Source organism: Halolamina rubra, from assembly GCF_000739555.1.
In the GTDB taxonomy this organism is placed as follows: Archaea; Halobacteriota; Halobacteria; order Halobacteriales; family Haloferacaceae; genus Halolamina; species Halolamina rubra.
Map to the genome: position 1 here is coordinate 79,034 of NZ_BBJN01000039.1, position 14,297 is coordinate 93,330.

Below are 14,297 nucleotides of genomic sequence, written 5' to 3' on the forward strand. Positions count from 1 at the left end.
GCGAACGCCTAACAGCCGACAGCCCCTATGTAAGGAACGAGTATTACTATGACTGACCTCGGAGGCTTCCACGACAACGTCGCCCGCATCGACCTCAGTGCGGGCGACGTCGACTACGAGAGCATCGACGACGAGGACGCGCGCCACTACATCGGCGGGCGCGGCCTCGGCGTGAAGTACGTGTTCGACAACGGACCCGACGTCGAACCGCTGGGCGAGGAGAACCTCCTCGCGTTCATGAACGGCCCGCTCACGGGGACGCAGGCGCCGATGAGCGGCCGGATCGCCGTCGTCACCAAATCCCCGCTGACGGGGACGGTGACCGACTCCCACCACGGCGGCTGGAGCGGCGCCCGCCTGAAGTGGGCCGGCTTCGACGGCCTGCTGTTCGAAGGGAAGGCCGAGCACCCCGTCTACGCCGTCGTCGAGGACGGCGAGGTCGAGCTCCGCGACGCCAGCCACATCTGGGGGTACGGGGTCCACGAGACGATGGACGAACTAGAGTCGGAGGTCGACGGCGCCTACGGCAAGAACCTCTCGACGATGGCCATCGGCCCCGGCGCCGAGAACGAGGTGCGCTACGCCTGCATCATCAACGAGGACGACCGCGCCTCGGGCCGCGGCGGCACCGGCGCGGTGATGGGGTCGAAGAACCTCAAGGCCGTCGTCGTCAAATCCGGCACGGAGATGCCCAAGCCCGCCGACCGCGAGACGTTCATGGAGGGCCACAAGGCGGCGATGCAGGCCATCCAGGAGTCCGACGTGACCGCCCCCAACGAGGGCGGGCTCTCGGTGTACGGGACGAACGTGCTGATGAACCTCACCGAGGAGATGGACGGCCTCCCGACCCGGAACGGCCGGTTCACCTCCACCAGCATGGAGGCCGAGGAGGAGCCCGACGACCTGAACATCGACTCCGAGAAGGTGTCGGGGGAGAACGTCGAGGAGAACATCCTCGTCGACGACCCGACGTGTCACTCCTGTCCGGTCGCCTGTAAGAAGGAGGTCGAGGTCGACGTCCACCACAAGGGCCAGGAGCTCAACGTCCGGATGGAGTCCTACGAGTACGAGCCCGCGTGGGCGCTCGGTCCGAACTCGATGAACGACGACCGCGACATGATCGCGGTCATGATGGACCGGTGTAACGACTACGGGATCGACAGCATCGAGACCGGGAACATCCTCGCGTTCGCGATGGAGGCCACCGAGAAGGGGTACATCGACGACGCCGACGGTATCGACTGGGGCGACGTGGAGGCGATGACCGAGATGATCGAGAAGATCGGCAAGCGCGAGGGCGACCTCGCGGACACGCTCGCGGAGGGGCAGGAGCGCGCCGCGAGGCGCTCGACGCCCACGACTGCCGCCTCGACGTGAAGGGGCAGGCGATCGCCGCCTACGACCCCCGTGGCCTGAAGGGGATGGGGATCGGCTACGCGACCTCCAACCGCGGCGCCTGCCACCTGCGCGGCTACACGCCCGCGGCGGAGATCCTGGGCATCCCGGAGAAGGTCGACCCGACCGAGTGGGAGGGGAAGGGCGAACTCACCGCGGCGTTCCAGGACCTCCACGCCATCTCGGACTCGTTCGACATCTGCAAGTTCAACGCGTTCGCGGAAGGGGTCGAGGAGTACATCGACCAGTACAACGGGATGACCGGTCGCTCCGTGGGCGAGGAGGAGCTCATGGAGGCCGGCGAGCGCGTGTACAACCTCGAACGCTACTACAACAACCTCGTCGGCTTCGACGGCGACGACGACTCGCTGCCGGGTCGCTTCGTCGAGGGCGCCGAGGACGCACAGCCCGCCGGCGGCGGGATCGCCGGCGAGCTCTGCGAGCTCGACGCGATGAAGGAGGAGTACTACGAGCACCGCGGCTGGGTCGACGGCGTCGTCCCGGACGAGAAGCTCGCCGATCTCGGCATCGACATGGGTCCGGGCACCGGCGTCTCCGCCGGCGACTCGGCCCCGGCCGACGACTAGCGGTGTCGCCGGCACGAACAGTCGGCGACGACTGACGTTGTCGCCGATGCGAACAGCGGGCGACGACCGAAAAACGAGGTTCGGGGTCGCTACTCGGCGGCCTCGGCGTCGTCGCGCTTGAACCGCTTTTTGAGTTCGTCCGCGGGCCCGACTTTCTCCGCGACCGTCGCGCCGATCAGCGCGCCGAACCCGGCGCCGGTGCTCGCGGCGTTCTTCCCGACCAAGCCGCCGAGCCCGCCGCCGATGGCGGCGCCCGCGGCGGCGAACTGTGCGCGTCGGATCGCGTGCTGAATACGTTCCTTCATGGACGACAGTATCACCTGACAGGACAAAAACCCGTCGGCGATCCGACCCGCGGCTTTTTGCCCGTACTCCCCCCACGAGCGAGTATGCGAACTGCACACATCACCCAATACGGAGCCCCCGAGGACGCGCTCTCGGTCGTCGACGTGGACGACCCCGAGCCCGGGCCGAACGAGGTGCGCGTGGCCGTCGAGGCGGTCGCGCTCAACCACCTCGACGTGTTCGCCCGGACCGGCCACCCCGGGGACGAGGGCGATTTCCCGAAGCGGACGGGCTGTGACATCGCGGGCGTCGTCGACGCCGTCGGCGCCGACGCCGACGAGTGGTGGGTCGGCGAGGAGGTCGTCGTCTACCCCGGCGTCTCCTGTGGGGAGTGTGAGTTCTGTATGGCCGGCGAGCAGACGATGTGCCACGAGTACGAGATCATCGGCGAGGACCGCCCCGGCGGGCTCGCGGAGTACGTCGTCGTCCCCGAGTGGACGCTGGAACCGAAGCCCGCGTCGCTCGACTTCGTCGGCGCCGCGGCGGTGCCGGTGACGTTCACGACCGCTTGGCGGATGATCGTCACCGCGGGCGAGCTCCGGCCCGCCGAGTCCGCGCTGATCCTCGGCGCCAGCGGCGGCGTCGGCAACGCCGCCCTGAAGATCGCCGACCGGCTCGGGGCGACGACGTACGCGACCACCTCGACCGCGGAGAAGGCGGCCGTCGTCGAGGAGCACGCCGACGAGGTGATCGACTACACCGCGGAGCCCTTCGACGAGGCGGTGATGGCGCTGACCGACGGCCGCGGGGTCGACCTCGTCGCCGACCACGTCGGCCAGGCCACCTGGCAGCGGTCGATCGACTCGCTGGCGATGGGCGGCCGGATGGTGATCTGCGGCGCCACCTCCGGCCCCGACCCGGAGATCGACATCCGGTCGCTGTACCAGCACCACCGACAGATCCGGGGCGCGCCGATGGGGAACCGGCAGGACTTCCGGGACGTGCTCTCCCTGGTCGCCGAGGGGGAGCTCGACCCGCGGATCGACCGCGTGCTCCCGCTGGCCCGGATCGCCGAGGGCCACGCCGCCATCGAGGACCGCGACGTGATCGGGAAGATCGTGATCCGGCCCTGACGACGGCGGGGGTCACCCCTACCGCGCGGCCGTTTCGCGAATACGTGTCGGATCGACAGAACAGTTGGTAGAGTACCAGTTCACGTGTTGGTGCCACTGACGAGCCGGCTACTGTCTTGTTTTCGACACGGTCGTTGTCTGGTCTTGTCCAGTTACATACGTGAATCGACAAAACCTATTTATAAAGGGGGTGGCCATGTTCCTCTGTAACGCACCACAACGAACGATGATCCCCTCACCCCACCATGATTCGCCGAACAGTTCGTAGCAGATCCCTCGCGACGACGCTCTTCGCGGCGCTCGTTCTCGTCGGGCTGGTACTGGGCCCGAGCACGGTCGCCGCGCAGGACGCCTCGCCGTCGGTCGACCTGGCCGGAACGTCGATCGAGATCGACGGCGGCGAAACCAGCACCGTCACCGCCGAGTACGAGTTCGAGATCGCATCGGCCGGCAGCGGCGAGAGCGAGCTCACGTCGATCAGCGGCACGATGTGGCAGCTGCCCGACCGCGAGATCGGCGACATCTCGGCGACCGTCGACGGCGAGAGCGTCGACGCCTCCGTCACCGAGGAGGACCGCCACTGGGCGATCTCGGTCCCCGTCGCCGACGCCAGCGACGGCGACACGGTGACCGTCACGCTCGAGTACGAGGTCGCCGGCCCGGCCGGCGAGGTCCGGGTGCCGCTCTGGGTGCCCGAGTACTCGACGCCCGGGCAGGCGAACGTCGTCGACGCGACGCTGACGCTGCCGGAGGGCACGACCGTCTCCGGTGGCGCGTTCCCGAGCCCGACAGCCGTCGACGGCGACACCGCCACGTACGAGCTCCTGCACGTGCCGGGGTTCGTCGCTGCGGAGTACGACGAGTCCGGACCCGGCCTCCTCACCGAGGACACGCTGTACTCGCTGCTGGGGGTGGTGGTGATCGTCGGCTTCGTCGTCGGAGGACTGGCAATCGACCGCAAGACGGCCTGAAAAGACCATGGCTTCACTAATCGCGATGCTCGCACCGTTCGTCATCATCGGCGTGCTGTTCGTGACGGGCGCGATGCTGTGGGCACGACACAAGGGACAGGAGGTATCGGAGCAGGAGATCGGCAGCGAGGAGCTGGAACGCGGAGGTGATCGCTGATGGCGGTGATCGGCACCGTCGGCTGGGTGTTCGTCATCACCCTGGCGCTGTACTTCCTCGTCATCTTCGGGATCGGCGTGTACGGCTACCTGAAAACGCAGGACGAGGACGACTTCCTCGTCGCGAACCGGGAGATCGGTCCCGCGGTCGGGGCGGCGACGCTCTCGGCGACACAGATGAGCGCCGGCACGTTCGTCGGGACGATCGGCGTCCACTACCTCACGGGCGTCAGCTTCATCTACATCTGGATCGGGCTGTGGCTGGGCTGGCTGGTCTCGCTGGTGTTCGTCGCGCCGCAGATGCGCCGCTTCGGGAAGATCACGGTCCCGGACTTCATCGCGGTCCGCTACGGCGACGACGGCAGCGGGGGCGACCGGATGCGCGCGTTCTCGGCGCTGCTGATCGTCGTCGCCTACACGGTGTACATCAGCGCGCAGTACACCGGCGCCGGCCTGATCTTCCAGTCGATCTTCGGCGTCTCGACGGAGATCGGGATGGCGATCATGGTCGCGATCATCATCGCCTACACCGCCTTCGGCGGGATGCGCGCCAGCGCGCTGTCGGACTTCGTCCAGATCATCATCATGACCGTCGGCGCGATCATCGCCATCCCGATCCTGCTCGGCAACGTCGGCGGCATCGGCGAGCTGGAGCTGATGCTGACCTCGCTCAACCCGGCGTACATCGGCTGGGCGTTCACGCCGCTGGAAGTCGGCACCATCGCGCTCGCGTTCGGCTTCGGGATGCTCGGCGCCCCCTACGAGATCGTCCGCATCTACTCGATGCGCGACGAGCAGACCGTTCGCTACGCGATCGGGACGACGCTGATCTTCCAGATCCTGATCGCGAGCGGCGTCGCGATCGTCGGGATGAGCATGCGCGTGCTCTACCCCCAGCTCACTACGCCAGACCTCGCGAGCGTGATCATGAGCATCGACGTGCTCGGGCCGATCCTCGGCGCGCTCGTCATCGGCGCGGTGCTCTCGGCGATGCTCTCGACGGTCGACTCGATCATGATCGTCTCGGGCGGCGCGATCGCCCACGACATCTACGCGGAGCTCCTCAACCCCGAGGCCAGCGAGCGCCGGAAGCTGTGGGCGAACCGACTCGCGGTGATCTTCGTCGGGATCGTCCCGTTCTTCCTCGCGCTGTACGGCGAGGCGCTGGGCGGGCTGGTGCAGTTCATCGTGCTGCTGCAGGCCGCGATCATCGGCGCGACGTTCTCGATGCCGCTGCTGCTGGGCTTGCACTGGGACCGCATGAACACGCCCGGAACCTTCGTCGGGATGGTGCTCGGCTTCGCCTCGGTGCTCGTCTGGCACTTCGGCACCGACGCCGGGGTCATCACCGGCATCCTGGCACAGATCGACCCGGTCGTCCCGGGCGTGATCATGTGTCTGGTCGGGATGGTCGTCGGCTCCTACGTCACCTCCCGACCGTCGCGGGAGGCGCTGGCGCCCTTCTTCGACGTGTAGCCCCGCCCGGGGGCTCTCCCCCCGAACCACCCGACCGATAGCCGGCACACGAAGGACTATACTCACGATTCCCAACGTACACACATGCTCGACCCCATCGACAGAGAGACCGAAGCGACGCTCGCGCCCGGGTCGACCGGGCGGAGCTGGAACGACACGTCGACGCGTTCGACGGCACCGAACGGATCTCCGGCACCGAGGACGAGTGGGCGGCCAGCGAGTACGTCGTCGAGACCCTCCGGGAGTACGGCTGCGAGGCCGAGCTCCACGAGTTCGAGGGGTACGTCAGCGTCCCCGAGGACGCCCGCGTCGACGTGACCGCGCCCACGCGGGCGACGTTCGACGAGGCCATCACCACCTCCTTCGGCGCGAGCACGCCGCCCGGGGGCGTCTCGGGCGAGGTCGTGCGCGTCGACGACGTGACCGAGGCGGCGGTCGCCGCAGCCGACCTCGACGGGAAGATCGCGTTCACCACCGGGCTGCCGACGCCCGAGCCGATCCGGCTGCTCGAGGCCGCCGGCGCGACGGCGGTGATCTACCAGTCCGTCAACGCCGACCACCTCCACGAGATGATCGTCACGCCGGTCTGGGGGACGCCCGGCCTCGACGACGCCGACGAGATCCCCGACCTGCCCGTGGCCCAGCTCACGCAGGACGCCGGCGACTGGCTCCGCGAGCGCTGCGAGGCGGGGCCGGTCGAGGCGACGGTGACGACGGAGGTCACGACCGAACTGACGACGCTCCCCTGCCCCGTCGGGCGGATCGAGGGCACCGAGAGCGACCGCTACATGGTCGTCGGCAACCACGTCGACTCGTGGTACGAGGGGATCACCGACAACGCGACGGCGATGGCGGCGACGCTCGAACTCGCCCGGATCTTCGCCGACGACCCGCCGGCCCGGGGGCTCGTGTTCGGCTTCTGGCCCGCCCACTCGACCGGGCGCTACGCCGGCAGCGCGTGGTGGGCCGATCGGGAGTGGCTGGACCTCCGTGAGAACGGCGTCGCCTACTACCACCTCGACCTCAACGGGCTCCAGGGCGCCGACGGGCTCTGGCACCAGGAGATGGCCGAACTCGACGAGGAGCACGTCGACGTGCTGGAGGCCGCGGGCGAGCTCCCGCTGCTCGAGGGCGGCGGCGACGGCGGGTTCCTCGGGTCGGGCCGGCCCGGGCGCAACTCCGACCAGTCGTTCTGGGGCGCCGGGCTCACGTCGCTGCTCTCGGGCGCGCGGCTCGAACCCGGGGAGGAAGGCGGCCCCATCGGCGGCGGCTGGTGGTGGCACACGCCGGCGGACACCCGGGACAAGGTGGATCTCGACGTGCTGGCCGAGGAGACGCGGATCGCGGTCGCGCTGGCCAGCCGGATCTGCGACTCGCCGGCGCTACCCCACGACTTCCGGGCGACCGTCGACGACGTTCGCGAGCAGGTCGCCGAGATCGAGGCCGAGACCGGCCGTGAGTTCGACGGCGTCCACGCGGAGCTCGACGCGCTGGCCGAGTCGCTTGAGGACGCGTACGACGTGATCGAAAGCGTCGACGCCGCGAGCTCCGACACCGCGGCGGCCGCGGAGGACCTGCAGGTCGCGCTGGGCAACGAACTCGTGCCGGCGCTGTACATGACTCGCCGGGACTACGACCACGAGCCAGCGCTCCCTCACGAGCCCCTGCCGGGGCTCCGCCGCGCCGCGGGCGTCGACGGCACCGGCCGCGAGGAGCGCTTCGCCGAGACCACGCTGACCCGCGAGGTCACCCGCCTCCGCCACCGCCTCCGGAACGCCCAGGAGGCGGCCGCGTCGTTCCTGGCGGACCGGTAGCGCTCAGAGCGTCGCGCCGCCGTCCACGTCGACGACGGCGCCGGTCATGTAGCTCGCCCGCTCCGAACAGAGGAACTCGATCAGCTCCGCCGCCTCCTCGGGCCGGCCGAGCCGGCCCAGCGGGAGGTCGTCGGTGAACGCCTCGATCCCCGCCTCGGTCCAGAGCCCCGAGTCGGTGGTGAGCGGCGTGTCCATCAGCCCCGGGACGACACAGTTCACCCGCACGTGGGGGCCCAGCTGTTTCGCCAGCCCCTTCGTGAGCCCGAAGATCCCGGCTTTCGAGGCGGAGTAGTGGACGCCGCCGCTGGCCGACCCCTGCTTGCCGGCGCCGGAGGAGACGTTCACGATCGCGCCGCGCTCGCGCTCGTACATCCGCGGCGCGGCCGCGTGAACGAGGTTGTACTGCCCAGTGAGGTTCACGTCCATCACCTCGTGCCACTCCTCGGGGCCGAGGTCGCCGATCCACTCGTACCGGGAGATCGCGGCGTTGTTGACGACCGCGACCACGTCGGCGTCGCCCTCCACGTCGGCGACGATCTCGTGGACGCGCTCGTGGTCGCGCACGTCGGCGACGTAGCCCGCCACGTCGTCGAACTCCGCGGCGACCTCGCGCATGGCGTCGTCGACGTCGATACCGGCGACGAGGTCGTAGCGCTCCCGGAGCAGATCCACGGTCGCCCGGCCGATCCCGCTCGCCGCCCCCGTCACGATGGCTGCGTCGGTCATACGTGAGCGTCGGCGGCGACCACCTTACGTGTTCGGCAAGCGGTCACGTACCACGCTACCGGGCTCAGGCGAACTGCGGCGCGACTTCCTCGGCGAACAGCTCCGGGCCGGTCGTGTCCGGGAAGTCGACGAACTCCAGCACGATCTCCTCGAACCCCGCCTCGCGGTAGCGCTCGACGTCGGCGGCGACCTGCTCGGGAGTGCCGACGAGGTGGAACTCGTCCGCCTCGAAGTTCGCCGGGCGGAACCGCGGGATCGCGTCGAGGAGCGCCTCGACCTCGGCCTCGGTCTCGCGGATCACACACCGGGCGAACCACGACTTCTCGATGGCGTCGAACTCGGTGCCGTACGTCTCACAGTGCTCGCGCAGCACGTCGAGCTTCCCGCGGAGCATCTCGAGGTCGCCCCAGTAGTTCCACGTGTCGGCGTGCTTGGCGGCGATGCGCAGCGTGAACTGTTCGCCGCCGCCACCAACCATGATCGGCGGGTAGGGGTCCTGCACCGGGTGCGGGCGGCCGTCGGCGCCGTCGAGCTGGTAGTAGTCGCCGTCGTAGTCGACGTCGCTGCCGGTCCAGAGCGCCTCGCAGACCTCGATCGTCTCCTCCATCCGGCGCAGCGTTCCGGGGCGTCCGGCCAGTCGTAGCCGAACGCCTCGGCCTCGTCCTGCTTCCAGCCGGCGCCCATGCCGACCTTCAGCCGCCCCTCGGCGACGTGGTCCAGCTGAGCGAGTGCCTTCGCCAGCAGCGGCCCGTGGCGGAGCTGGTCGTTGAACGTCTTGGGGTAGAGGTACGCGTCCTCCGTGGCGCCCGCGAGCCCGGCGAGCGTCGAGAACCCCTCGGTCGTCGGGCCCGCGCCGGCCATGATGTGGTCCGGAACCGCCAGCCCGTCGAACCCCAACTCCTCGACGGCGACGGCGTAGTCGCGCTGTTTCGCCCACGAGAGCTCCTCGCAGAACGCGAGCGTGCTGTACTCCGAGCTCCCCGCGCAGACGGGGACGTTGACGGCGAACTCCATGCGTGAGCATCGACGTGTTGGTACTTGATGGCACGCCTCGCGGCGAAGCGGGCGCGCCGGAGCACTGGCTCGCCGCGACCGGCGCCGTCGACGCCGCTCCGGCCGGGCTGTCGCCGACCCGCACGCACACTCAAGTCAGACGCGTGAGAAGACTGCTACATGGACACCAAGCGGTTCCTGTTCGTCTCGGCCGACGCGGCGCTGATCACCGACCTCGCGTGGCAGGTCCACGGGGAAGGTCACGACGTGAAGTACTACATCGAGGCCGAGAGCGACCGCGAGATCGGCGACGGGTTCGTCCCCAAGACGGACGACTGGGAGGCCGAACTCGACTGGGCCGACGTAATCGTCTTCGACGACATCTGGGTGGGGTCGGATATCGGGACGGGCGAACTCGCCCGTGAGCTCCGCGAGGCGGGCCACGCCGTCGTCGGCGGCACGCCGAACACCGACCGGCTGGAGGAGGACCGCGGCTACGCGATGGAGGTGCTCGAGGAGCACGGCGTGAACACGATCGACCACCGCGAGTTCGAGAGCTTCGAGGCCGGGATCCAGTTCGTCCGGGAGAACCCCGCGCCGTACGTGATCAAACCCCTCGGCGAGGTCCAGAACGTCAAACGCCTGCTGTACGTCGGCGACGAGGACGACGGCAGCGACGTGATCGACGTGCTCGAGGCGTACGAGCGGGCGTGGGGCCACCGGATGAAGGGGTTCCAGCTCCAGCGCAAGGTCGACGGCGTCGAGATCGCCGTCTGTGGGTTCTTCGACGGCGACTCGTTCGTCGACCGCGTGAACTTCAACTTCGAGCACAAGAAGCTGTTCCCGGGCAACATCGGCCCCTCCACCGGCGAAATGGGCACGTCGATGTTCTGGGCCGGGCGCAACGAGCTGTTCGAGCGGACGCTCGGGAAGCTCGAGGGCTGGCTGGCCGACGAGGGGTACGTCGGCAGCATCGACCTCAACTGCATCGTCAACGAGACCGGGATCTACCCGCTCGAGTTCACGCCGCGCTTCGGCTACCCGACGATCGCACTCCAGGAGGAGTCCATCGAGTCCTCCACCGCCGAGTTCTTCCACGATCTCGCCCACGGCGACGACCCCGAGCCCGACGTCCACCGCGGGTTCCAGGTCGGCGCCCGGGTGGTGCTCCCGCCGTTCCCGTTCGACGACGAGGGGACGTACGACGAGAACTCCCGCAACGCCGCGGTCGTCTTCGGAAGCGAGAGCCGCGAGGGCGTCCACCTCGAGGACACCAAGCGCGTCGACGGCCAGTGGCGCGTCGCCGGCGAGAGCGGGATGCCCCTGGTCGTGACCGGGAAGGGGGAGACGATGGCCGAGGCCCGCGAGCAGTGTTACGGCCGCGTCGACGAGATCGCGATCCCGAACCGCTACTACCGGGACGACATCGGCGAGCGCTGGATCGACGGCGAGGGCGACCGCCTCCAGGCGTGGGGGTATCTCGGGCCGGCGGGGGACGTTTATTAGGCAGCTCGCCGAGCGGTCGGCCATGAACGAGCCGGCGGTGTTCGAGGGCGTCGTCGACGAACTCGCTGCGCGGAGCTACGAGCCGCTGGTCCACGTGCCGGCGGCGCACGAGGACGCCCACGCCGACGTACTCGATCGCTGCGAGCGCCACGAGATCACGATCCGCGGGCGCTACCCCGACGTGATCGGCTTCACCGAGGCCAACCGCGTGTTCGCGATCGAGGTGAAGGGGGCGAGCAACCTGCTCCGGGGGATGGGTCAGGCGCTGACGTACCAGCAGGGCGCCCACGTCGCCTACCTCGCCGGCGACGCCGACGCCGTCGCCCAGCACACGGAGCTACTGCGGGCGAAAGGCGTCGGCGTCATCGGCGTCGACGACGGCGGCCTCGACAGCTGGCGCCGCCCGCCCAGCGCCGAGGCCGACACCGAGGTCGCCGACGTGGCGGGCCAGCTCTCGGTGCGGCTCCGCGGGAACGAGTTCGGCGGCGACGTGACGACGCTGAGCCTCGCCCAGCCGCTGAACTACCTCGCGCCAGTCGTGGCCGTCGACCGCCACGGGCCGCTCGCGAGGGACGAACTCGTCGACGCCCTCGCCGACGAGTTCGGCTTCGGCGCCGGCGACGCCGCGGTCGCGAGCGCCCGGACGCTCGGCCTGCTCACCCGGGAGCGCCCGCACGGGCTCACCGAGCAGGGCGAGCTCTCCGCGACCGTCCTCCGCGGCTACGGCGTCGAGGCCCTCGACGACCTCCGGCTCGTCAAGGAGGAGACCCGCGGCTCGACGGTCGCCGACACCCACCGCCCGCTGGCGATCCTGCTCCGGAACGCGTTCGCCCGCCACCCGGAGTTCGGGCTGTTGCTCGACGCCCTCCGCGAGGCGGGCCCCCGTGTCCACTTCCTCGACCTCGTCGAGCGACTGGTCCACGAGTACCCCAACGTGTTCCTGAGCGCGTTCTGCACCGACCGCGGCGCCGACCGGGCGCGCCGACTGATCGAGGCCGGCGAAACCCGCCGCCTGTACGCCGACCCGTCGGTCTGGCGCGAGGTGGTCCGGAGCAACGTGCTGTTCAACTTCGTCCAGCAGCTCAAACACGTCGGCGTCCTCGCCCCGGAGACGCGGAGCCACTCGGGCGCGATGGCCGAGTACGACCCCGACGAGAAGCCCTGGATCGTGGCGTAAGCGGCTTGCTCGGCCTCGCCTAGGCGAGTCGGTTCGGACGGCCCGATGTGCCGTGGCAGAACCGGCCGACGACTTACGGTAGTTCGACGTCCTCGGACATGTCGATCTCGAAGCGTGCGCCGCCCTCCTCTCCGTCGGTCAGGGACAACTTCCAGCCGTGGGCTTCCACGATCCGGTTGATAATGGTCAGCCCGAAGCCAGTTCCGTCCGTCGTCGACGAGTAGCCCACTTCGAACACCGCTTCACGTTCGTCAACGGGTACTCCTGGCCCGTCGTCCTCGACGTAGATTCCGTTTCCGCCGACCGAGCCGACACGGACGTTCACGTCGGACCCCCCGTGTTCTACGGCGTTCCGGAACAGGTTCTCGAACACGTGGCGTAGTCGCTCGGAGTCGCCCTGGAACTCCACGTCGTCGACGATTTCGATTGTCGCGTCGCCGGTGTCAACTGTCGACCAGCACTTCCCGACGAGGTCAGTCAACCTGATCTGCTCCGTTTCGGTTATCGTGTTCCCTTCCCGTGCGAGCGTCAGCGTATCCTCGACGATCGCCTCCATCCGATCGAGCGCGTTGAGCAGTGGCTCGAGATGGTCGTTCCCTGTTTCTTCGGCGAGGAGCGTCGCACGACCCTGTGCGACGTTGAGCGGGTTGCGCAAGTCGTGTGAGATCACAGTTGCGAACTCGTCGAGGCGTTGGTTCTGCTGGCGGAGTCGCCGTTCGCGCTCCACGCGATCTGTCACGTTCCGCGTGATCCCGACGAGGCGAGTGATTTCACCATCGCTGACAACTGGGGCCAGCTTCGTGTGCCAGAAGCGTGCCCCCTCGTCGACCTCCAGCTCTTCCTGGTAGGAGATCGACGTCCCGGCGTTGACACAGCGGTGGTAGTTCGCTTCGAGGCCCGCCCCCTGTTCCTCTCCGAACACGTCCCGGGGAGTTCGACCCTGCACTTCTTCGGTCGTGATACCGGTTTGTTCCTCGTAGGACGGGCTGAGGCGTTCGAACTCGAATCTGATCTCCTCCTCTCCTTCCTCGACGTCGACGAGGAAGATCGCGTCCTCGACGTTGTGTAACAGGGCCTCGTACTCGTCGGCGAGTTTCTGCGCTTGGCGCTCGTACGCTTTTCGGTCGGTGATATCTCGACTGCTGAGGAGGATACCGTCGATAACGTCGTTTTCGAGTCGATTCCGCATCGTGGCCTCGATCCACCGCCACGACCCGTCAGCGTGCTTGAACCTGACTTCGACAGTCTCGGAGCCGGTGCCATCCGCTAGCACGGCCTCCACCGCCTCGGCGTTCCGTTCCCGATCGTCGGGATGCACGAACTCGTACCCCTCGTGGCCGATCAACTCGTCGGGGTCGTAGCCGAGTATCCGTGTAACTGCTGGGCTGACGTACGTGATCGTCCCGTCGGTGTCGATGACCGTCGCGAGATCGTTCACTTCCTCGACCAGCGTCCGATACCACGCAGCAGCCTCGTGGTTTTCGACAGGCGCCGTACCGTCTTTCATTGGCCCACGTTTGGCCGGTACACACAAAAGCGGCTATGCTGCGGTCCCGAGAGGTCGGTCTCCCCACGGACGTGTATCCAGAGGTCAGTAGCGCGGCACGCCGCAACTACCTGATGCGGGACTTTCTGTATCGTTGTATTTAGTTTATCAGCGGGGAGGCCTGCTTACCCCGTCTTGTACACCCCGCGGGCGTCGGCGACGTGTGTCTCCTCGGTGAACACGCCGACTTCGACGACGCCGATCTCCTCGCCGAGTCGGACCACGTCGGCCTCGGCCGTCAGGTCGCCCGTGCCGGCCTCGAGGTAGTCGATGCGCATGTCGACCGTCGGCACCGGCTGTTCGACCAGCGAGACGAGCGCCGCGCCGCCGACGGTGTCCGCTAGGGTAAACGTGACGCCGCCGTGAGCCGTCGTCCCGTCGGCGTCCCACGTCAGCGCCTCGCGCAGTTCGACTCGGCCCTCCGCGTGGCCCTCCTCGACCGCGGTCACCTCGATACCGAGCAGGTCCGCGAACGGCATCTCCTCGAAGAACGTGTCGATCTCCATACCGAACCGTCGGGGCTACGGAACAA

General features: G+C 68.6%; 12 protein-coding genes and 2 pseudogenes. 8 read left to right on the top strand and 6 right to left on the bottom strand.

Annotated elements, in window-relative coordinates:
- The first annotated feature begins 48 nt into the window (after positions 1-48).
- Positions 49-1,982 (top strand): annotated as a pseudogene (locus ACP95_RS11290) (aldehyde ferredoxin oxidoreductase family protein).
- Positions 1,983-2,071: 89 nt separating this feature from the next.
- On the opposite strand, the gene ACP95_RS11295 reads toward ACP95_RS11290, so the two are convergent.
- Positions 2,072-2,287 (bottom strand): hypothetical protein, encoded by a 216-nt coding sequence (locus ACP95_RS11295; RefSeq protein WP_049981303.1) that lies wholly within the window; start codon positions 2,285-2,287, stop codon positions 2,072-2,074.
- An 84-nt stretch (positions 2,288-2,371) separates the two neighbouring features.
- Between ACP95_RS11295 and ACP95_RS11300 the strand changes: the two genes are divergently transcribed.
- From ACP95_RS11300 to ACP95_RS11315, 5 genes are all read left to right on the top strand, one after another.
- Positions 2,372-3,400, top strand: a complete 1,029-nt coding sequence (locus ACP95_RS11300) for a zinc-binding dehydrogenase (RefSeq protein ID WP_049981304.1) — start codon at positions 2,372-2,374, stop codon at positions 3,398-3,400.
- A 245-nt stretch (positions 3,401-3,645) separates the two neighbouring features.
- The gene (locus ACP95_RS11305) at positions 3,646-4,371 is read left to right on the top strand and encodes a hypothetical protein (RefSeq protein ID WP_049981305.1); all 726 of its coding nucleotides are present in this window, start codon (positions 3,646-3,648) and stop codon (positions 4,369-4,371) included.
- Positions 4,372-4,378: 7 nt separating this feature from the next.
- Positions 4,379-4,528 carry a hypothetical protein gene (locus ACP95_RS15785; protein WP_154018528.1) on the top strand — a complete coding sequence of 50 codons (150 nt, stop codon included), beginning with the start codon at positions 4,379-4,381 and terminating at the stop codon, positions 4,526-4,528.
- Positions 4,528-6,003, top strand: a complete 1,476-nt coding sequence (locus ACP95_RS11310) for a sodium:solute symporter family protein (protein ID WP_049981306.1) — start codon at positions 4,528-4,530, stop codon at positions 6,001-6,003. Before ACP95_RS15785 ends, ACP95_RS11310 begins: the two co-directional genes overlap by 1 nt.
- Positions 6,004-6,317: 314 nt before the next feature.
- Positions 6,318-7,817: a M28 family peptidase gene (locus ACP95_RS11315; protein WP_049981307.1), complete on the top strand. Its 1,500-nt coding sequence runs from the start codon at positions 6,318-6,320 to the stop codon at positions 7,815-7,817.
- 3 nt (positions 7,818-7,820) lie between these two features.
- Here ACP95_RS11315 and ACP95_RS11320 read toward each other — a convergent pair whose 3' ends face one another.
- The 3 genes and pseudogenes from ACP95_RS11320 to ACP95_RS16380 all read right to left on the bottom strand — a co-directional run.
- The gene (locus ACP95_RS11320; RefSeq protein WP_049981308.1) at positions 7,821-8,543 is read right to left on the bottom strand and encodes an SDR family NAD(P)-dependent oxidoreductase; all 723 of its coding nucleotides are present in this window, start codon (positions 8,541-8,543) and stop codon (positions 7,821-7,823) included.
- 64 nt (positions 8,544-8,607) lie between these two features.
- Positions 8,608-9,150 carry an LLM class flavin-dependent oxidoreductase gene (locus ACP95_RS16375; protein WP_237560438.1) on the bottom strand — a complete coding sequence of 181 codons (543 nt, stop codon included), beginning with the start codon at positions 9,148-9,150 and terminating at the stop codon, positions 8,608-8,610.
- A 65-nt stretch (positions 9,151-9,215) separates the two neighbouring features.
- Positions 9,216-9,557, bottom strand: a pseudogene (locus ACP95_RS16380) (LLM class flavin-dependent oxidoreductase); the annotation flags it as partial.
- 159 nt (positions 9,558-9,716) lie between these two features.
- On the opposite strand from ACP95_RS16380, the gene ACP95_RS11330 reads away from it, so the two are divergent.
- Positions 9,717-11,042, top strand: a complete 1,326-nt coding sequence (locus ACP95_RS11330; protein WP_049981309.1) for a phosphoribosylamine--glycine ligase — start codon at positions 9,717-9,719, stop codon at positions 11,040-11,042.
- A gap of 22 nt (positions 11,043-11,064) precedes the next feature.
- On the top strand, positions 11,065-12,219 hold the full coding sequence (locus ACP95_RS11335; protein ID WP_049981310.1) for a hypothetical protein: 1,155 nt from the start codon (positions 11,065-11,067) through the stop codon (positions 12,217-12,219).
- Positions 12,220-12,292: 73 nt separating this feature from the next.
- On the opposite strand, the gene ACP95_RS11340 is transcribed toward ACP95_RS11335, so the two are convergent.
- Together ACP95_RS11340 and ACP95_RS11345 are read right to left on the bottom strand one after the other, a co-directional pair.
- Positions 12,293-13,726, bottom strand: a complete 1,434-nt coding sequence (locus tag ACP95_RS11340) for a PAS domain S-box protein (protein ID WP_049981311.1) — start codon at positions 13,724-13,726, stop codon at positions 12,293-12,295.
- A 164-nt stretch (positions 13,727-13,890) separates the two neighbouring features.
- On the bottom strand, positions 13,891-14,271 hold the full coding sequence (locus ACP95_RS11345) for a PaaI family thioesterase (protein WP_049981312.1): 381 nt from the start codon (positions 14,269-14,271) through the stop codon (positions 13,891-13,893).
- Positions 14,272-14,297 lie beyond the last annotated feature (26 nt).